Source organism: Oscillatoria nigro-viridis PCC 7112, from assembly GCF_000317475.1.
GTDB lineage: Bacteria > Cyanobacteriota > Cyanobacteriia > Cyanobacteriales > Microcoleaceae > Microcoleus > Microcoleus nigroviridis.
In genome coordinates, this window is record NC_019729.1 from 4854951 (window position 1) to 4875038 (window position 20088).

A 20088-nucleotide genomic window follows, 5' to 3' on the forward strand; every position below is an offset into this window, starting at 1 on the left:
AGAGTTAGGGAACTCTCATCCTTGCAGGCCAAATATTTCGCTGAGAAATATATTATTATCGGCGGCGATTTTGGTGGCGGGTTTGTGGGTTTTATTTTTCAGCCAAAGTACAGATTTAAGTTTGTGCAAGAGGCTGATATGCAAGTTGCCAAAAATGGGAACAATGTAAAGATGGGATTGTACTGTCGAGCAGTAACTACCAGCAATACCATCTCTGAAATTATTCAGGAAGGCGTCAATGTTTAAGAGCAAATTATCCAAAGTTATCGTATCCCTGCTGCGGCGGATTGCTGGTGTTACCAGATCCGGGGCGAAGCGGCTGATGAGAGCAATGCTGCAAACCCTGATGGCTATGGGCCGGAGGGCGAGACTGCCGGTGGCGGGGTTTGTGCTGCCGACGGTGACGATGGTGTTGCTGGTAGTGATTTTGCTGACTGTGGCGATTACGCTGCGATCGTTCGATCGGGCGAATACGGCGCGCAACGTGCGCGTGAACCAGCAGGTGCTGGCGGCCGCGACTCCCGCGCTCGATCGGGCGAAAGCAAAAATTCAGTATGCCTTATCCCCTCAAGGAAGCGGAACACTTGATACACCATCAGACTTGAGCGTTTACCAAGCGCTGGATTCAGATCGCTTTAAATTTGGAGATGAGGATGTTCTACAGATCAAGTTTGATCTTGATAATAATGGAGTTCCTAATCCTCCCCCTGCAGATATAACTAACATCAATCAAAGCGAGAGGATAAATACCGCTTGGAGGTTCCCTGTAGATACTGACAACAATGGGAAATTTGATACCTACACTCTATACGGGGTATTTTTTCGCAGCCCACCTCGCGATCTGAACACAGGAGAGTTTAATCGCTCTAGAAAGAGTTTAGAAGCCAGAACCCCTCCTATGTCGGTATCCCAAGGTTCTACCAACGCCATCTGCAAGGCCGCAGCAGGTACTAGCGCTAGTTTAGTAGGCAGTTCGGACTGGTACAAAGCAGAGGGCGTACTCAAAAAAAGCTTCTTTGTCTACACAGTGAACGTGCCGATCACTAATATTACGGGAGTAGCTACACCAGACAAATACGAAATATTTAAAGGATCTCCAAGTTTCTCAGCTTTGGAGTACCAACAAGACCAAAAACGCATTCCACTACAAAATAATGCGGTGGTTTATGAAGATGATTTAGAAGTATCTCCCGGCCCGGCGCTGCGTCTAAACGGACGGATATTTACTAACAGTAATTTTATGGTTACCACCACGGGCGACGGGCCGGTGGCGTTCTATCTCGTTAGCAGCAGAGAATCGTGTTTCTACGACCTAGAAAATAGTAAAATAGTCGTTAGTGGTAATGTGGTTAACGGCTGGTCGGGAAGTAGTGGCAACACTGGCAAAGACATAGCAGTTCATCTATTTGGGAAAGAGGCTACCGATCCAGTCACCACAAAAGCAATTAAAGGGGGCGCCGACCAATCTGTAGCCTACAAAGATGGTGCTTTGGGGGTCATGTACAATAACAAGGCTTATTCCGATCGCATCGGTCTGTTAGTTTCCGAACAGGAAAAAAATGCCCCTGCTTCCGATCCGCAGGAAGTTAAAAATGCCATTGCCACACAAGTTCAAGAAGAAACCGACCCCACTGCTCCCAGCGCCGATCGTCAAGAGGAGATTCGCCGAGAGAACCTGGAATCTTACTTTAGATTGCGGACACGGAAAGTGCCTTTTGCAGAAGTGCCGGCCACTGGAGACGCATTGGCTGGCTTTGTTAACCCTACAACAAAAGTGGTGACTACATCTCCCTTCGGCGGAACAGGAGAGGAACTGCGACCGGTGGATGCCTGGGTTATGCCTTTGGACACCAACACTAAACTCGATACAACAAGTGTCAGGCTCAAAGCCAACAGCCCCGAAAAGGTAGAGGAAGATAATAAAGAATCAGAGTTAGGCGATCGCATAGTAGTAGGGAACAATCTACCAGCACTGAGGTGGAGAACCGATTTGGACACTCCCAAATTTGTGGGTGAAGGTGAGGAAGGAAGAGACACATTAACGGGAGTTAATTGGCTGGATGGGGGCCAACGCTACCGAGAACCCCAAGTCAAGCAGTTCGCTGATGTAGGGGGAGCAGAGAGGGACGGCTTCTGGGAAAAGAGTGCAGCCCAAGCACCTCAAACAGCAGTTGATGGCATTGGCGGATTGCGGGTAATTACGGGTGCGGGTGTTTACGAGCGCACTAACTCTTTTCTGCCACCTCCCAAAGTCTTCAACCCTGCTGCGAATGCAGTATCGGAGTTCTACGACAACCCGGCAACTACTGCTGTAGAAAAGTTCCCTGTTGTTTGGCCCGACTCTATGCCGATGTCACCGGGCCCGAATTCTGAGGTTTATAACAATAATCCTGCTGCTGGTGCTGTCGGTTGGACTGATTTGACGGCTGCTATTTGGAACGATTTGCCCCGAATTCCGGCACCAGTATTGACCGGCACTATTGATCCCAATACTCGCCAGTATGCTAAGGGCGACTTGCGGATGCGCGCAAGTGCGATCTATCACTACGCCGACAACACAAGCGATCAAAGTGCTAAATTAGCTGATACCCCGCTGGCTTGTGTCAGCAGCTATTACGATCCGAGCTACCGATACCGCAAAGGTACAACTACATTTGATTCCAGTCTCAACCGTCCAGGCTTGCCATTGGGAAGCGACACCAATGGTAAATCCAACAACGGCATCGTGTACGGCCCTCCTGCCACCAGACCACCGGGTGTAACTCTGACAACAGCTCTCCTGACTGACGCATCGACTCTGCTGCCGCTGGCTGCAGGAACACCAGAGCAACGCTTGAACTACCAAGCCAGTCTCGTTTTCCCCGATGGTCGGTTTGTTAACGAGAACTTAAGGAAGGCTTTGCAGAAGGCTGACGGGGAACGCAGCTTGTCGGAAAAAGCTGCGATCGACTCTACTCTTTGCTCTTTTAAAATTTTGGCTAATCCGACTGCGGACATTTCTACTACCTATCTGGATCACGGGACAATTCGAGAAGTTGCTTTTCTCAATCCTAGGGAAGTTAAGGCGATCGACAAGGACGACCCAGCTACAGCAGTGGACGAGACTTATAGCCTCAGCAGTCCTTTGGCATCTTCCGGCGGTAGCGGCTTGATGGCTTCCACTCAGAGCGCAAAGCTAACCGGACAATACGACAATCCCCTAGCCGAGAGGCAACCCCTCGAAATCCGGGTCACGCAATTAGATATCAATAAGCTCAGGAACAAAAATTCGATCGCCTACAAGCGAGTGCCCGTCATCAACACCCTTAACCCAGAGTATATGCTGCCTTACAGTGGCCTAATTTACGCCAGCCGTGATGATGCAGCACCCGATCGCAGCGATCGTACTCCGAATAGTCTGGGCACTGGCATTGATACAACCCGCAGCCAGCTAAGCAGCTCAACAGATTCTCGGCTAGACCCCAGTCGCCGCCCCCACGGAATTATGCTGATTAACGGATCTAGCTTGGGCCGCCCGACAACTGTAAGCACGGTGACAGACGTACTGAAAGAGAAAGGTCTGCTGTTGACTTCTAACCTGCCGGTGTACATCCAAGGCGAATTTAACAAACACACAAAGAGGGAATTTACAGGGGCTTTTAGTTGGACTCCCAGCGATTTCTACGGCCGCCCGGCTGCCAACCTAGATCCCAATTTTGCTTGTCGCCTCGGCGATCCCCGATACCCTGGCAAATGCGCTGGCAGCGATAATTGGCGAGCGGCAACAGTGCTCTCCGATGCGATTACCCTACTCTCTGAGCCAGTGTCAGGTAATTTACAGGATGGCTTCCGGTACGGTGTCCGCAATCACGGAGATTTTGACCTGAGAAATAATGCAGGTACCACGATCGTAGGCTATGACTTCGATGGCGATGGCATTCCTCCTGTTGATACAACTATTGATGCAGCTAATGAAGCTGACTTCGGCTTTGACCTCAATGGAAATGGGACTACGAACGATACGGGCGTTAAAGAGACGGAGGTAACGGCTAAAGCAGCTCGCAGGATTAACGGTTTCGGTGCTAACAACTACGTCACTAACGGTTTGAGTAGCGGTGCTGCTTTTGACATTCTCAACCAAGAAAAGTTCGGGCAAAGCGCGGGGACTAGCGTTACACCAACAGACACAAACTACAGCACTACCACAGGTGCTGCTCCTAACAGTTCATACTTCAACAATTTCGTTACGCCAGTTCAGCGACGGACTAATTTTCCAGAATATGTAATGGAAATCTGCCGGAAGTTGCCTGTTTCAGCTTGCGGGCCTGATGACTGGGTGGTTGGCATTGATACTGGTACTCTTGGGGAATTTGATCCATCTACTCCTATTGATCAAAGAGAAAAAGCAAGCATTGTCCCAGCAACTACACCTGTCGGGCAACTTTTGTCAGGTACAACAGCTAAACCAGCGATCGATCCAGCAGATAGACGATATCCCCGTCGCGTAGCTTTTGTGCGAAACATCTCAGGTACTAACAAAAAAAATAGGCTGGTTTTTAATGGCACTATCCCTGTGGCACTGGGAATTAATGGTACTGCAGTAGCTTTCTATGGTGGTGCGCCATCATCTTCTGTCCCTGTGGACGGCGGAACTCCCATAACTACAGCCTCTGGTACGACGCCTACAGCGGTAGCAAATTCTCTTTGGTATGCGACAACCACCACTCCAGCCACTCCAACGGGAGGAAGGGACGATGGTATTACCAACCCCCTGTTTTACGCCAAATTACCAACAGTTAGTGGCGGATTTCCTAATACAGTTGAGCAGCCACAGCTAAGACCGACTTTGCAGATTCAGGCAACAAATATTGCAAGTCCTCCCCTAACCAACGCCCAAAACGCCAACGACGTAACGCGATGGGTACAAAAAGCACGAACGACGGAGTTTAACCTCATAGTCGCCTCCAATGACGTTCCTTCTCGGGCTATCTCTTCCACCCTGGGCGACACCAATGGTGGTATGCAAAACTTACCGCGCTTTATGGAAAATTGGAAAGGCTTAACTCACTCGATCGCAGGTTCGTTTATCCAATTCAAGCGCAGTTCTTACGCAACTGCTCCCTACCTATCTGTTATTAACGATCCTGCTGGTGGTTCTTTATTCAAGGCCAAGCTATTCGACTACGACACAACCTACCCGTCTTTCCCTTACAAAATAGAAACCGGGGTTGGTACGATCGGCTATTTCGTACCACCCACGAGGGAATGGGGATTTGATGTAGGTTTGCTTTCACAGCCGCCTGACTTGTTTGCCCAAAAATTCACTCTCCCTGCTTCTCAGAAAAAACCTGACGAATACTTCAGAGAAGTCAGCCGGAATGATGATTGGGTAAAAACTTTAATGTGCGCTGAAAAATTGAATGATATAGATCGCAAGCCATCTGGAATATATGCTGTCAATGACGGCGCTAAACCAGCAGGCTGTCTTTAACTTCCCTGACCTTTAAACCCTCACATTCCTGAGTTCCAAATGCGGAGTGCTTACTATGATAAAACGCCAACAGCCACACAGTAGTTTACAGAAGTCTCAAGAAGCCGGCTACACGATTATCGAGTCATTGGTAGCGATGATTGTAGTTTCGGTGCTGATGATTGCGATCGCCCCCGTGATGGCTTTCTCAGTAGCAACTCGCGTACAAGCCAAACGGATAGAAATGGCTACTCAAGCCGCCCAAACCTATATTGAGGCGCTCAGGTCTGAGGCGCTTAAACAAGGTGCTAACGGGTTTCCTGCAACGTCCACAACCGCCAAATTAGAGGAAAACCCCGCTCCCGGCAACATCAACGCTCTTTACTGCATAGACAAAGATGGAGATCAAATCTGCACCGCTGGCAGCAATCAAGACTTTGTAGTTCAGGGTTACTACTTTAACAACTTACCCGCTACAAATCCGGCAAAAACAGGTTACAGCTTAATTGTTCGGGTTTACAGGGCAAGTTCTTTTGCTAGTGGCGTGGGTGCACTAACAACTCAGAAAATTCAAGCCGATCAAAACCGACAAGTACAGCAAGGAGTTACTAGCGCAGGGCTGGGAAATCTCCGAGCGCCTTTGGTAGAAATGAGAACAGAAATAGGTGCTAGCGATAGAGAAGGTGCTTACAACAGTTTGTGTACTCGCATTAATGACGGCCCATGTCAGTAATAATCAAAGTCCCCGTTATTAAATTTAAAATCGCTCCCCCCATTGGACAAAGGAAACAGTCAAAATGAAAACTTTACTCAGGTTGCTTCTAAAAACTCAGTACCAGCGAAACCGCTCAGGGCCAGCTCAAACAGAAAAGGGGATGACTCTTGTCGAGCTATTAGTCGGAGCAATTATGGCGTTTTTAATCATTACGCCGATGCTCGGTTTTGTAGTCGATATGCTCAATACCGACAGGAGGGAACAAGTCAAGTCAAATACCGAGCAAGACCTTCAGGCAGCCGTTGATTTCATCGCCCAAGATTTGAGTCAAGCTATTTATATTTACGATCAGGCAGGAATCACTGCTATTAACCCCGCGACTCAACTTCCTCCGGCTCCTACAAATACCACAGGTACTCCAATTTTAGTATTCTGGAAGCGACAGCTAATTAAAAATGCTGTTCCTATTAATTCGGCTGTTACTGCAAAAACACCAAGCGCTTGCCCACCTAACGGTAGTGAGTGCAACGACACTTATGTACTATCATTAGTGGCCTACTACCAGATTAGAGATACTGCTCCTAACTCTATTTGGTGTCAGCCTTCAGGAGGCAATTGTCCTACTCGTATTGCTCGCTATGAAATTAGGGAGCCAGTTAGAAACCCCTACACAATAGATGCTACAAAACCTTATTACGATGCGGCAGATTTAAGTGATGCTCAAAAAGGCAGTGAAGCCTTTAATAAAGACTTTGACTTTAATAAGCCCACAGTAAATGTGACGATGGGAGCCAATTTTCCCGATCCTCAAGTATTGGTTAATTACATCCACTACAGTAGCACTAATGTTCCAATACCAACCGGAACTCAGTGTCAAACTCTTCTTTCCGTAACACCACCACCACCACCAGCAACATTCAATGCAAACAATTTACTAATAACGGACAGCTCAAACCACAGCTTTTACGCTTGTGTTGATACATCTAAAAACATAGCCAGAGTGACGCTCAGAGGAAACAGCCTGCGCCGCATTCAAACTGATGCTGATTATGAGGCCACGAAATCGGCATATTTCCCAACAGCAACCGTGCAAGTACAAGGTTTAGGTGGGTTAGGAAAATAACGGATTTCTGAAACACATTTCCGAATCGCCGCCCGCCGATAAACAATAGGAGAATACCATGAAAACCCCACCCATATTATTAAAACTTTTGCATAACTCGGCTGCCAAGCCCAGCCATAATTTCAACAAAACTGCATCCAGAAAAGATGATGGAGGATTCACCCTTCTAGAAGTGCTCGTGATAGCGTTAATCATAGGTATATTCAGCTCGATCGCCGCTCCAAGCTGGGAGGCATTCATCAACAGACAAAGAGTTCGCACTGTCAACGATCGGGTTCTCCAATCATTACGCCTTGCACAAAGCGAAGCAAAACGAACTAAGCGCGATGTCACAGTTACATTCAGTTATAATCCTAATGCTAGTCCCGCTATTGATCCGCCAACAGTTACGATCAATAATATTACCCAGCAGTTAAATGCCGGAGGCGAAATTAAACCCCAAACCATTGCGCTTACCGTTAATACACCTGCTGCTCCTACCACGCCTCCAAACTCGATCGTTTTTGATTACCAAGGCAATCTCACCACAGGTATAACTCCATTTTATGTCACCGTTGCTCCATCTCGCGGCGGTACAAAACAGTGTGTAATTGTGGACACTATTCTAGGAGGAATGAGAACAGATGAAGGGACATTCGATACCTCAACAGGAAAGGGTTGCAAGTAGCCCCCTAGATATTTTTTAATCCATAGCATCAATTCCGCATAAATGCAGAATTGCTAAAGTATATTAACATAAGTTATTTTATATTTCAAATCCTATTAAAACAGTCAAAATATGCAGCTAGAACTAAAACAAATAATCATCCAGCCAGGAAATCAACTATTACTAAAAGACATCACCTGGCCAATGTTTGAAACCCTACTAACAGAATTGGGAGAAAGTCGCGCATCCAGACTTTCCTACAGCAAAGGAACATTAGAAATCATGGTTCCCCTACCCGAACACGAAATTGGCAAAGAAAATATTGGCGACTTAGTAAAAATTCTCCTTGAAGAATTAGACCGAGAATTTTGGTCTCTAGGTTCCACCACATTCAAAAATCAAAAAATGGCTCAAGGAGTAGAACCAGATACCTGTTTCTACATTCAAAACGAAGCCGCAGTCAGAGGCAAAAGCCGCATCGACTTAGAAACAGACCCACCTCCCGATTTAGCCATAGAAATCGACCTCACCTCCCGCACTCAGTTCAACAACTACGAGGCATTAGGAGTTCCCGAATTGTGGCGCTACAACGGCCGCCACCTGCAAATCAGCGTACTGCAAGATGGAAAATACATACAGGGCGATCGCAGTCTCCAGTTTCCCAACTTCCCCATCACCGAGCTCATCCCCCAGTATTTAGAACAAAGCAAAACAGCCGGCAGAAACGTCGCCATGAAAGCCTTTCGATCTTGGGTAAAAGCGCAAATTTAGCGGGGCGATGACAAAATTGCTGTAGGGAAACCAAAGCGATTAAAAGGGCGGGTTTTGGAGAGTGTCAATTATTGGCAGATATTGTTCGTGAAACCGCCCCTACCGTATTAGATCCTGTCCCGTCAATCGATTTTAGATTTTCGATTTTAGATTTTAGATTGACTTGCGCGAGATAAATGCTCTTTCTTGAGGATTTTCGATTTTCGATTTTGGATTGATTCCACGGATCGATCGCGTGGCGGGTACCACCTTTGAAATTCTTGGTCAATCGATCGTGATTCTTGTAGGGGCGGGTTCACCCTGATATTCAACACAAATCCCAAATCCAATAAACCCGCCCCGACCGGATATTATGGTCGATCGACCGGACATGATATAAAGCTGTTCTACATTTAAATTGTCTGTTAAAAAACAATTCCCCGTCTTGTGGGGTGGGCCTATGAGCCCGCCCTGAATATACAATTTAAATGCGCGACAGCTTAGGGGTAATCGATCGGATATAATATCATGTTATGTCCGATCGAACGATTAAAAGGGCGGGTTTTTGAGATTGGAGATTGTTGGCAGATATTGTTGGTTAACCCGCCCCTACTTATTCCTCGGAGATCCCCCTAAATCCCCCTTAAGAAGGGGGACGCAAGAGTAAGTTCTTGTCCCCCCCTTTTTAAAGGGGGCTAGGGGGGATCGAGCTTAACTGAACCCTATTGACTCATAACTGCTTAACTAACCAAGCGATCGCCCCTTCAACATCAGCAACCTGCTCAACATCGGCAATCGGCGGCCGCTGCACCATCACCACCGGAATTCCCAGTTCCCTAGCCGCCACAATTTTCGCATAAGTAGCACCGCCGCCGCTGTTTTTGCTAACAATAGTATCGATCTGATATTCTAATAGTAATTGGCGCTCCTCTTCCAAAGAAAAAGGCCCCCTTGCTAATAACAACTTACCGTTAGGAATAGGAGTATTTAGTGCCGGAGGATCGATCGCCCGCATCAAAAACCAAATAGCATCCAAACCCGCAAAAGCAGCCAATTCCTGCCTGCCAATCGTCAGAAACACCCGCCGAGACTGCCCTAATAAAGCCCTTGCAGCCTCCGAGTGGCCCGCAACTTCAATCCAGCGATCGCCCTCCACCCTCTCCCAAGCGGGACGCACCAGCATCAAATAGGGCACATTGCATTCCGCAGCAGCAACAGCAGCATTAGCAGAAATCCGAGCCGCAAACGGATGAGTAGCATCAATCAACAAGTCGATCGGGCGATCGACCAAAAAAGCTGCCAGCCCAGCCGCCCCACCAAACCCCCCAATTCGCACCGTACCCGTTTTTGGGGTAAAAGGCTGTTGAGTGCGCCCTGCTAGCGAAGATACCACCTCAATTTCAGCGATTTGAGACGCTCTTGCCGCCAGTTCAGCAGCATCCCCCGTCCCCCCCAAAATTAGCAACCGTTTTTTCATAAAATTAGTCCTAATACCAATTTAATGTGAAGTTGCACATATCTCGATCCCCCTAAATCCCCCTGATTGTTGGGGGACTTTGAGAAGAATCTTGTCCCCCCCTTATCAAGGGGGGCTAGGGGGGATCGGATTCTATGCAACCTCATAAAAAATTGGTATAACTTATCCAAGCAACCCCGGCAAATTCGGTTAATAATATGCTTAGTAAAGTTTAAACGACCAACAACGATGATTCGCTCACTTTTCACATTTTTTACAGTATTAATTGTAACCGGGTTAGTTTGGTTGGGAAATATCGCGCCCGTTGCCGCACAAGTACAACCAACAGATATCGCCGATCCTCAACAGGAATTGGAAGAACTCGTTCAAAAAGCTTTTGAAGCTACAAATGAAGGCCAATTCCCCGCCGCTGAAACTTTTTGGACTCAAATCATTGACAAATTTCCCTCACAAGCAGCCGCTTGGAGCAACCGAGGCAATTCTAGAGTCAGCCAAAACAAACTGCAAGCAGCTATTTCCGACTACGAAAGAGCGATCGAACTAGCTCCCGACGCCCCCGATCCATACCTAAACCGCGGCACCGCCTTAGAAGGTTTAGGACGCTGGTCAGAGGCGATCGCCGACTACAATCACGTACTAGAATTAGACTCCCAAGATCCAGCCGCCTACAACAACCGAGGCAACGCCGAAGCAGGTTTAGGACAATGGGAACAAGCAATTGCCGACTACAGCAAAGCCTTTGAACTAGCCCCCGAATACGCCTTTGCCCGCGCCAACCACGCCCTCGCACTTTATCAAAACGGGCAAACCAAAGAAGCAATTCGCAACATGAAAAACATCGTCCGCAGATACCCTCAATTTGCCGACATGAGAGCCGCCCTCAGCGCCTGTCTTTGGGAAGCAGGAAAGCGCGGCGAAGCTGAGAGCAATTGGGTAGCAGCCATCGGCCTCGACTCCCGCTACAAAGACCTCGATTGGGTTGCCCACAACCGCCGCTGGCCGCCACTTGCAGTCAGTGCATTAGACAAATTTTTGCATTTGAAATAATCTCACAACACCAATGAAAAATTGCGAGCATCCCCATGATTGTCGGGTATAGTTCCTAAAAGGGATGCTCCAAATAATTGCCAAATGTCACCCGAAGATATATAGCAATCCTCGCATCATTTGTGAATTTCTTACTCCCTCCTCTTGATAAGGGGAGGGTTGGGGTGGAGTAAAAAGTTTACGACTCCTGCAAGGATTGCTATAGCAAGAAATAAACTATTGAAGAACAATTCTAACTCTTCTTACCTGTTTCTTCTTTCCTCAATATTCACCAGTACACCGCTCGTTGCCAAAACTTCTTTATTCTCAAAACTCGTATTCCACATCTCCAGAAACAATCCTATCTGTCACCAACATTCTGTACATTTCCAGTTCTTCAACAGTAACTTTTCCGTCAGCCCAAATCGCTCTATTGATGTCTTCCATTTCTTGCTTAGATATCTTGCCGTCAGCAACAGCTCGCTCGATTTGGACTTGGAGCTTTTCTAGTTGCCGAGTTTCTTCCGGCGTAGGTTGTTTATCACTCGATCGCGAAACTAACATAGTTGCATTCTCCTAGAACTTGACCTCTACTCTGTACTAAGCCGCCGCAGCAGATATTGTCAACTCAAAGATGCAAAAATTGACAAATAAATGTAACAAAACTACATTTACTTGTCAATAGAATAAGGTGCAAAATTATTTAACAAAATTACATTTGTTGGTCAATAATATCAATTCCAACCTGCTGCCGGAATGATATCAAATCCGCGCTTCATCGTCAGGCACAAAGTCGAATCAAGCTGCCAACAAATCAGGAGCGCAATTTTCATTGTTTTGACCCGCCCGTCAACAGTCAATCGATTTTAGATTTTAGATTTTAGATTGTGATCAGTCAACCGTCAACCGTCAACCGTCAACCGTCAACAGTCAACCGTCAACAGAACTAATTCCCAAATCCGCGCAGCCGTCAACTCCTCGACATTCCTGAAAACCGCTGCTGCACCCGCATTTTCCAGCACCGCAGCATAAGCCTCGCAGCGCACAGCATCATCCAAAACATGAGGCGGCAAAATTCCCGCCCCCAGCCAAACCCGATTTGGTTGCACTTCCCGCGCCTTCCCAACCGTGTAAATATCCGCAACAGTATCTCCCGCATAAATCACGGGCAAATTTTTTTCTAAACCGTGCAGGTTTTCCAACTGTTCAATTGCCGCGAAAAGTCCAGCCGGATCGGGTTTTCCCGGTGCATCTTCCATCGCCACCAACACCGGGGAATTTAAACTCAGTTTCCCTGACAAAACATAAGCAGCTTCATCCCGCATCGCCCCGCTAAAAAAGCCCCAAACAATCCCCCCAACCGTTAAATTTTCCAGGTAAGCCGGACTTAACAACAGCGGTTCGGTACAAATGTAACCAGTCCAATTTTTCTCATCGGGCCCGCGATAGCGACTTTGGAAAAAAGCCACTAATTCGTCATAGTTGAGAGCGAGTTGGTTTCTCGATCGCCCAATCCCCTCAAAATAACGGCAAACTAACTCGAAAGACGCCTGCCAGTCATTATTCCACACTCCCTCCGACTTCAGAGAGTCGATATCGAGAGAATTCGGACGAAAAGCACCCGCCGTGAAATGTTCCACCGCATCGGCGATCGCCCGCCGGTAAGAACCCGAAACATCCCGCACCACACCGTCAATGTCAAAAACTACAATAACTCTGTTCACAACTTAACCATCCTTGTACCTAGGGCGGGTGAGAACCCAAATTTTATCTGTTCCCAGCCCCTGAGTAGCGCTAAAAGCAGCCGCGCCACAAAACTTTTCATGGCCTATGACCAATTATCGAACAAGTGTGCTACGCTTAGCGATTGTAGAAATTTTTAACAAGTTCGATCGGAACCCTGGAGGTTTGCTTGTCCAAGTTCATCTTAAAAGTTCTCTGGCTAGAAGAGAATGTTGCCCTCGCCGTTGACCAAGTTGTCGGCAAAGGAACTAGCCCGCTGACATCCTACTTTTTCTGGCCCCGCAAAGATGCGTGGGAAGACCTCAAAAACGAACTCGAAGCCAAACACTGGATTGCTGACAACGATCGCGTCGAAATCCTCAACCAAGCCACAGAAGTAATCAACTACTGGCAAGAGGAAGGCAGACGGCGCCCGATGACTGAAGCTCAGTCAAAATTCCCCCAAGTTACTTTTACCGGCAGCAACTAAGCCCAGCTTTAATTTGCTACCCACATACATTGCCTGTTATGGCTGACGAGGGGAAGGAGAGAGAGGGGAGAAGGCGAGAGGATTTGACGCTTTTTCCACCTCGCCGTGAAACGTACAATATGAATGCGCTACAGATTATCTCGATAGTAACTCCGATTTGGGAACCTACTCGCGTTTTGGGCTCGGTCGATTTGAGATTTATTGAAAATAAAGCTCTAAAATCGGCATTTTTTTGATAATTAATACTTACGCGAAAAGTGGTTTGACGCGCTGCTTATAGCTTTTTACGAACAGGCTTTTCGGCCTGTGAAGCGAGAAAATTCCCTCTTTGTGGAACAGGCCGAAAAGCCTGTTATTGAAAAGGATGCAAGATGTAAGTTATAACTGAAATATACCCTTGTCAATAAGCCTTTTGAACGGGCTTTTCGGCCCGTTCCACAAGCAGAAAATCTACTCGGTGTGGAACAGGCCGAAAAGCCTGTTCTTGAAAAGGGTGCAAGATGTGAGTTATAACAAATATAGCAATCCTAAATGATTCAGATAAATTTGTAGGGGTAGTGCCCCCGTGCCTACCCCCTATCTATCGGGCAACCGGGCGTGGGATTGCCCCTACAATAATTATGCAAATGATGCGAGGATTGCTATAACAAATAACAAATAACAAATAACTAACAGCTAACAGCTAACAGCTAATCACCTCTTCGCGGAATTTATGGGCGCCGAAAGTACGATCGACCAGACCGAAAAGCTACCGCTGGTAGTAAATCCCGACATTCTCCAGCAAGCTATCCTCTACAAAATTAATACTCGCATAAACGCTCGCGGAGAATTAGTCTTTCCCTGCATACCGGGAATGCTAAGCCACTATCTCAAGTCCATAGAAAAGCTATTTAGCACTCTCGACAGACCCCTGCCAGAAGACCGCAGAGACGAGCTCAGCAAGCTTTTAGCCACCAAGTTAGAACAAGGCTACCGCACCTCCACAGCATCGATGCTGATCCTGCAATACGAATCAGTGCAGCCGCCGCAAACCGGTTTAGCTTGCAAAGTGATTGTTACTACCTCAACAGTTGGAGAACAGTACAAAAGCTGGGTAGACACCAGAGAACCTCCGCTTTTCGGTTCTCATCCAGATGCAAAATTGATGACAACGGCTGCTAAATTGGGCACGCCCGATCGAGTGCGGATATTGGACGTGGGGGCCGGTACCGGCCGCAATACCTTGCCCCTGGCGAGATTGGGCTATTCTGTGGATGCGATCGAACTAACTCCCGCTTTTGCAGAACAATTGAAAGCGGCAGTAACAGCCGAAAACCTTCCCGTCACAGTGACTGAAGGCGACGTGCTCGACCCCTTAATGCGGATGAAACCGGCCCGCTACCAGTTGGCAGTTGCCGCCGAAGTCATCTCACATTTTCGAGACAGCGATCAAGTACGGCTTTTCCTCGCTAAAATGTGCGATTCCCTGTCTCCCGGAGGTCTGTTGCTGTTCAGCACGTTTTTAACCGTCGGCGACTACCAGCCAGATGCCCTGGTGCGACAAGTTGCCCAACTCTCCTGGTCTACTTTATTTACGCCCCAAGAACTCGCCACCGCAATGGAAGGGTTGCCCTTAGTCCAAATATCAGACGAATTGGTGTTTGAATACGAACGCCACCACCTGCCGGAAGGAGCCTGGCCGCCGACGCCCTGGTTTTCCAGTTGGGCCACCGGTCGAGATGTCTTCCCGATGGCAAACGCACGCCCGCCAATGGAATTGCGCTGGATTTTGTGCCGCCGAAGTTAAAAATTTTTGTCATTTCTAGGCGGACACAGCAATCACAACTGTTAACAGGCATAACAGTTTCCTCAGATATTTTTATTTCAACAGCTTAAATCCGGCTTGCTGTTAATATTGTCCAGCCTGGACACAAAGATTTACAAAAATATATATTAAAATGTAAAGACAGCGAAGTTCGATCGCCCCTGGGTGACAAACCCAGTGTCTGATTAGATCCGACGCTTGCCAACCCTTTATTTCTTGCGAAAAATAGGGTGGCTAATGGCAATCGACCTTGCATAAAATTCGATCGCCATCTCCGTGAGTGCAACTAGAATTAAGATGAATTCAACAAACCTATTCCTCCCGATAGATGACTTTTTAGGGAATAGGAGTAGCCAATAGATTAGCTCGCTAGTCAGCGATGCTGCTGAGAAACAAATATGCTTTTAACACGTCCACTACAAGCGTTTGGGGCAATCTTCGGGCACAAACCTTCCACAAATAGATCATCCATCGACCACAAAACCAGTAAAAATTATTGGGAGGGGAATATTGAATCCGCTGTAAACGAACAAATTGACTGGTACATCCAAGTGGAAATGCTAATGAGTAACGCTAAATCTTCCTGCACCAATGAAGAGATTACTGCTTGGCTGCGGGGATTGCTGACAATTGCTTGGGCCGACGGCAACTTTGACGAAGACGAGCAAAAAATGATTGCAAATCTAACTCAGGATGAACTACACCCGGTATCTTTTGAAGAGGGTTTTGAACCTATTGCCCCAGAGGAATTAGCCGCTGTGTTAGGAAAAGACACCGCCAAAGGCGAGGATTTTTTGAGGACAGCAGTCATGGTAGCTTTGGCAGACGGTACCTACTCGCTCAGCGAAGACGAGGTAATCTCTAAGTTTTGCACAGCCTTGGGACACAATGTAGACGCGATCGAAGCTCTGCGACACACCATCGAAGACAGCAAGTGCAATCCGCAGGGGCCCAGCAGCCAAATAGTCTTTGATGCGAATGTCGTCCCCGCCGCCGGAACACCGCTTTCATCTCGGCTACCTAAACCTCACCACAAAAATGTCCTGCAACCCGTCAAAGACTGGCTTGACGGCTGGGAAATTCACGACCCAAAATTGGCACACTTTGTCTGTAAAATTATTCCGCCCCAGTGTCCGTTTGAGCGAGATGTCGTGTTATTTGGTCACAAAATCGTCCACATTCCGGCGATGTGCCAGATTAACCCGCTTTACGAACAGTTAGTCGGGATGCGCTTTCGAGCTCTCTGCTATTTGGCAGATGAATGTAAGGAAGATGTATCGTCCTATTGTTAGCAGTCAGCAGTCATTAGTCAGTTTTCATTCTTGTGAAATCTGGGATTCATGACTGTAACTATTAACCAATGACTACTAATTAGTCCCCAATGCAAAAACCGGGTTTTTCTAGGACAAAACATCGTTACACCCATCCCCGCTAGTAGAAAAAGCCAGTAGAAAAACCCGGTTTATTCAGTTTTTGTGGGTAAGTATTGCTAATATCAAATCTGCTTTGATAATACTACTTCAAAAAAAGTTTTGGTACTATCCTCAAGCTGATACAAATTATTAAAAATCGCAGATTGAGGAGCCGGAGACGGCAGTGCCGTTTCTCTAAAAATGCTCGCGTACAATCTATCGCTCTCCACTACTTTTAAAAATTGGTATAATTATAATTTTACGACCAGTGTAAATCGCGACTAAACTTGGCTGTCGTCCGCCGACTCGGACTAAAGAAAAAGAGAAATATGGTACTTGGATCGGGTATCATAATAACTACTGACAATTGACCGATGACAACTGACAATTGATCGATGACAACTGACAATTGACTACTGACTAAAATATGCAATTTATCGATCGAGCAGATATTCAAGTCGCAGCCGGCAAAGGCGGCGACGGTATGGTAGCTTTTCGCAGAGAAAAGTATGTACCGGCGGGCGGGCCCAGCGGTGGCACCGGCGGGCGGGGCGGTTCTGTGTTTATGGTAGCGGTGGAAAGCCTGCAAACGCTGCTGGATTTTCAGTACAACCGGATTTTTAAAGCCGAAGACGGGAAGCGCGGCGCGCCGAAGAATATGACGGGGGCTTCCGGGGACGATCGCACGATCGAAGTTCCCTGCGGTACAGTAGTTTACGACGCGGAAACTCAGGCAATCTTAGCAGATTTAGTAACGCCCGGACAGACTTTTTGCGTGGCAAAAGGCGGCAAAGGCGGTTTGGGAAACAAGTGTTTTCTGACTAATTCCAACCGCGCTCCAGATTATGCGATGCCGGGAAAAGAAGGAGAACACAAATTTTTGCGTTTGGAATTGAAGCTATTAGCTGAAGTCGGAATTCTCGGGATGCCTAATGCTGGCAAATCCACCTTAATTTCAGCTTTGTCTGCGGCGCGCCCCAAGATAGCAGATTATCCGTTTACAACTTTAGTCCCGAATTTGGGCGTAGTCAGAAAACCGACCGGCGACGGTACTGTTTTTGCTGATATTCCGGGATTGATTGAAGGGGCGCACGAAGGCGCGGGTTTGGGTTACGAGTTTTTGCGGCACATTGAACGAACTCGGTTGCTGCTGCATCTGATCGATATTACCGATGAAGATCCGATCGCCAATTACGTCACAATTCAGGAAGAATTAAAGGCTTACAGGCGTGGTTTAGCCGATAAACCGCAGATTTTGGCTTTTAATAAGGTAGATGCGATCGATCTCGAAAGCGAAGAAATCGCTAATTTAATCAGCCGACTTAAAGAAATTAGTGGCGCTCCTGTTTTGTTGATTTCCGCCGTTAGTAGACTTGGATTGGATGAATTGATGCAGCAAGTTTGGCAAAAACTCGACGAGATGAACGAAAAAGAGGCGGCGGAACAGTTAGCAGTCGCGAGTGTTTAATCGCTTTCCGGTTCCTGCAATTTCCGTGAATCGGTAGGTGTTTTTTTGAGGAGGTCAATCGATTTTAGATTTGAGATTTTAGATTTTAGATTGACCCCACGGATAAATGCTCTTTCTTGAGGATTTTCGATTTGAGATTTGGGATTGATTCCACGGATCGATCGCGTGGCGGATACCACCTTTGAAATTCTCGGTCAAATCTTTCGGCTGTATGGCTTGTGTGGCAAGGGTTTGAGCCTCAACGCTGAAAAAATCGATTCACGGAAACGCTGAAATAATTGCTGTGTATAGCTTTGATGGTTGTTGAAAATTTTGTCTCTTGACAGGGCGGTGGCTGAAATGATATTTTTTGGATGCTTGACGGAACTGTACCTTGAAAACTACATACTGTAATGCTTCTGGCACGGGCGGCCGGAATCAACCTAAACCCCTATCAGGGATTGAAACGGAGCGTGACGCTGAGAACGAGAGCTAGCGTGAGCCGGAATCAACCTAAACCCCTATCAGGGATTGAAACTGGAACAGCCTTGGGCGCTTATGGCTCCTTTCTTTGCCGGAATCAACCTAAACCCCTATCAGGGATTGAAACCTAAAATCGCGCAACATCAAATTAACAGCAGCATCAAGCCGGAATCAACCTAAACCCCTATCAGGGATTGAAACAGAGCTAATGCGGCTGCTGCAAGTGAATAATTTTTATGCCGGAATCAACCTAAACCCCTATCAGGGATTGAAACTTTGACCGGTTCGCTTTCGGATACCGCGAGCGCGGTTGGATTCGCCGGAATCAACCTAAACCCCTATCAGGGATTGAAACAAGGGGGCGCTAGGCATTTTACATTGCTCCTCTCAGCCGGAATCAACCTAAACCCCTATCAGGGATTGAAACAACTCCCTTTCCTCGTCATCGTCGGGCGGTTCCGCCGGAATCAACCTAAACCCCTATCAGGGATTGAAACGCCTTTCTCGTGTGATTGTACATTTGCGAGAGCCGGAATCAACCTAAACCCCTATCAGGGATTGAAACGAGAAATCTTTAAAAGCAATTTACCGAGCAAATCAGGCCGGAATCAACCTAAACCCCTATCAGGGATTGAAACTCACGATGGCTGCCTTATTAGGCGGGACATTGTGCCGGAATCAACCTAAACCCCTATCAGGGATTGAAACTCTTTGGTGTCCGGGGAATCTACGCCTCTCACCCTGGCCGGAATCAACCTAAACCCCTATCAGGGATTGAAACCGATTAGCTACGAACAATTGGACGATGTAGATGAGCCGGAATCAACCTAAACCCCTATCAGGGATTGAAACTTCACCTTTATTGTTCGCCTGGGATTCTGGTTGCTTGCCGGAATCAACCTAAACCCCTATCAGGGATTGAAACTTTAAATATTAGTTGGTCATTCCGCAATTTATCGCCGGAATCAACCTAAACCCCTATCAGGGATTGAAACTAAAACTCTCAGAGTAACCATGAACCCCATCGGGGCTAAGCCGGAATCAACCTAAACCCCTATCAGGGATTGAAACTTTAAATATTAGTTGGTCATTCCGCAATTTATCAGACCAAATAGCCGGAATCAACCTAAACCCCTATCAGGGATTGAAACTTACAAAAACGATCGCACATTTGACAAAAAGTTGTGCCGGAATCAACCTAAACCCCTATCAGGGATTGAAACGTTCGGATTTATGGGAGCGAGAATAATCTCTCCCCTAGCCGGAATCAACCTAAACCCCTATCAGGGATTGAAACTCTGATTAGCTTTGTCAAAGTACCTTGCACCCTTGCCGGAATCAACCTAAACCCCTATCAGGGATTGAAACTTACTTTGTCTCCTTGTGGCTTGACTCTCCTGTGCCGGAATCAACCTAAACCCCTATCAGGGATTGAAACTAGTTTTCTGCCCCAGGAATCTTGACTCTCCTGTGCCGGAATCAACCTAAACCCCTATCAGGGATTGAAACTTATGTACGATATATCAAAGAATCGTGATTGTTGC

Annotated in this window: 15 protein-coding genes and 1 CRISPR repeat array (1 of these 16 cut by a window edge); of the genes, 12 read left to right on the forward strand and 3 right to left on the reverse strand. The window is 47.1% G+C overall.

The genetic code is table 11. From position 1 onward, the window contains the following. The first annotated feature begins 21 nt into the window (after positions 1-21). The 6 genes from OSC7112_RS20380 (at position 22) to OSC7112_RS20405 (ending at position 8704) form a co-directional block, all read left to right on the forward strand. Positions 22-246: a hypothetical protein gene (locus OSC7112_RS20380; RefSeq protein ID WP_041622650.1), complete on the forward strand. Its 225-nt coding sequence runs from the start codon at positions 22-24 to the stop codon at positions 244-246. Then, complete coding sequence (gene hpsA / locus OSC7112_RS20385; protein ID WP_015177677.1) at positions 239-5470, forward strand: hormogonium polysaccharide biosynthesis protein HpsA; 5232 nt, start codon at positions 239-241, stop codon at positions 5468-5470. The genes OSC7112_RS20380 and hpsA overlap by 8 nt, the downstream gene beginning before the upstream one ends. Positions 5471-5525: 55 nt before the next feature. Beyond that, positions 5526-6182 carry a hormogonium polysaccharide secretion pseudopilin HpsB gene (gene hpsB, locus OSC7112_RS20390; protein ID WP_015177678.1) on the forward strand — a complete coding sequence of 219 codons (657 nt, stop codon included), beginning with the start codon at positions 5526-5528 and terminating at the stop codon, positions 6180-6182. A gap of 64 nt (positions 6183-6246) precedes the next feature. Then, entirely contained in the window at positions 6247-7287 is a 1041-nt protein-coding gene (gene hpsC / locus OSC7112_RS20395) for a hormogonium polysaccharide secretion pseudopilin HpsC (protein WP_015177679.1), read from the forward strand. A gap of 58 nt (positions 7288-7345) precedes the next feature. Further along, positions 7346-7954 carry a GspH/FimT family pseudopilin gene (locus tag OSC7112_RS20400; RefSeq protein WP_015177680.1) on the forward strand — a complete coding sequence of 203 codons (609 nt, stop codon included), beginning with the start codon at positions 7346-7348 and terminating at the stop codon, positions 7952-7954. A 111-nt stretch (positions 7955-8065) separates the two neighbouring features. Continuing rightward, positions 8066-8704, forward strand: a complete 639-nt coding sequence (locus OSC7112_RS20405) for a Uma2 family endonuclease (RefSeq protein ID WP_015177681.1) — start codon at positions 8066-8068, stop codon at positions 8702-8704. Between the two features lie 709 nt (positions 8705-9413). Here the strand turns inward: OSC7112_RS20405 and OSC7112_RS20410 are convergent. Further along, positions 9414-10160 carry a cobalt-precorrin-6A reductase gene (locus OSC7112_RS20410; RefSeq protein WP_015177682.1) on the reverse strand — a complete coding sequence of 249 codons (747 nt, stop codon included), beginning with the start codon at positions 10158-10160 and terminating at the stop codon, positions 9414-9416. Between the two features lie 228 nt (positions 10161-10388). On the opposite strand from OSC7112_RS20410, the gene OSC7112_RS20415 reads away from it, so the two are divergent. Continuing rightward, on the forward strand, positions 10389-11207 hold the full coding sequence (locus OSC7112_RS20415; protein ID WP_015177683.1) for a tetratricopeptide repeat protein: 819 nt from the start codon (positions 10389-10391) through the stop codon (positions 11205-11207). A 306-nt stretch (positions 11208-11513) separates the two neighbouring features. On the opposite strand, the gene OSC7112_RS20420 is transcribed toward OSC7112_RS20415, so the two are convergent. Beyond that, positions 11514-11750: a hypothetical protein gene (locus OSC7112_RS20420; protein WP_015177684.1), complete on the reverse strand. Its 237-nt coding sequence runs from the start codon at positions 11748-11750 to the stop codon at positions 11514-11516. Positions 11751-12109: 359 nt separating this feature from the next. Continuing rightward, complete coding sequence (locus OSC7112_RS20425) at positions 12110-12910, reverse strand: TIGR01548 family HAD-type hydrolase (RefSeq protein ID WP_015177685.1); 801 nt, start codon at positions 12908-12910, stop codon at positions 12110-12112. A 176-nt stretch (positions 12911-13086) separates the two neighbouring features. On the opposite strand from OSC7112_RS20425, the gene OSC7112_RS20430 reads away from it, so the two are divergent. The 5 genes from OSC7112_RS20430 to OSC7112_RS41860 all read left to right on the forward strand — a co-directional run bounded on the left by OSC7112_RS20430 (position 13087) and on the right by OSC7112_RS41860 (position 18355). Beyond that, positions 13087-13398 (forward strand): 30S ribosomal protein PSRP-3, encoded by a 312-nt coding sequence (locus OSC7112_RS20430; RefSeq protein WP_263053625.1) that lies wholly within the window; start codon positions 13087-13089, stop codon positions 13396-13398. 712 nt (positions 13399-14110) lie between these two features. After that, positions 14111-15184, forward strand: coding sequence for a class I SAM-dependent methyltransferase (locus tag OSC7112_RS20440; protein ID WP_015177688.1), 1074 nt, complete (start codon positions 14111-14113; stop codon positions 15182-15184). Between the two features lie 416 nt (positions 15185-15600). Then, entirely contained in the window at positions 15601-16494 is an 894-nt protein-coding gene (locus tag OSC7112_RS20445) for a Mo-dependent nitrogenase C-terminal domain-containing protein (protein WP_015177689.1), read from the forward strand. A 547-nt stretch (positions 16495-17041) separates the two neighbouring features. Beyond that, on the forward strand, positions 17042-18082 hold the full coding sequence (obgE, locus tag OSC7112_RS20450) for a GTPase ObgE (RefSeq protein ID WP_015177690.1): 1041 nt from the start codon (positions 17042-17044) through the stop codon (positions 18080-18082). A gap of 144 nt (positions 18083-18226) precedes the next feature. After that, entirely contained in the window at positions 18227-18355 is a 129-nt protein-coding gene (locus OSC7112_RS41860; RefSeq protein ID WP_263053536.1) for a hypothetical protein, read from the forward strand. A 137-nt stretch (positions 18356-18492) separates the two neighbouring features. Further along, positions 18493-20088: direct repeats of the CRISPR family, unit length 37 nt; unit sequence GCCGGAATCAACCTAAACCCCTATCAGGGATTGAAAC; it runs 1422 nt beyond the window's last position.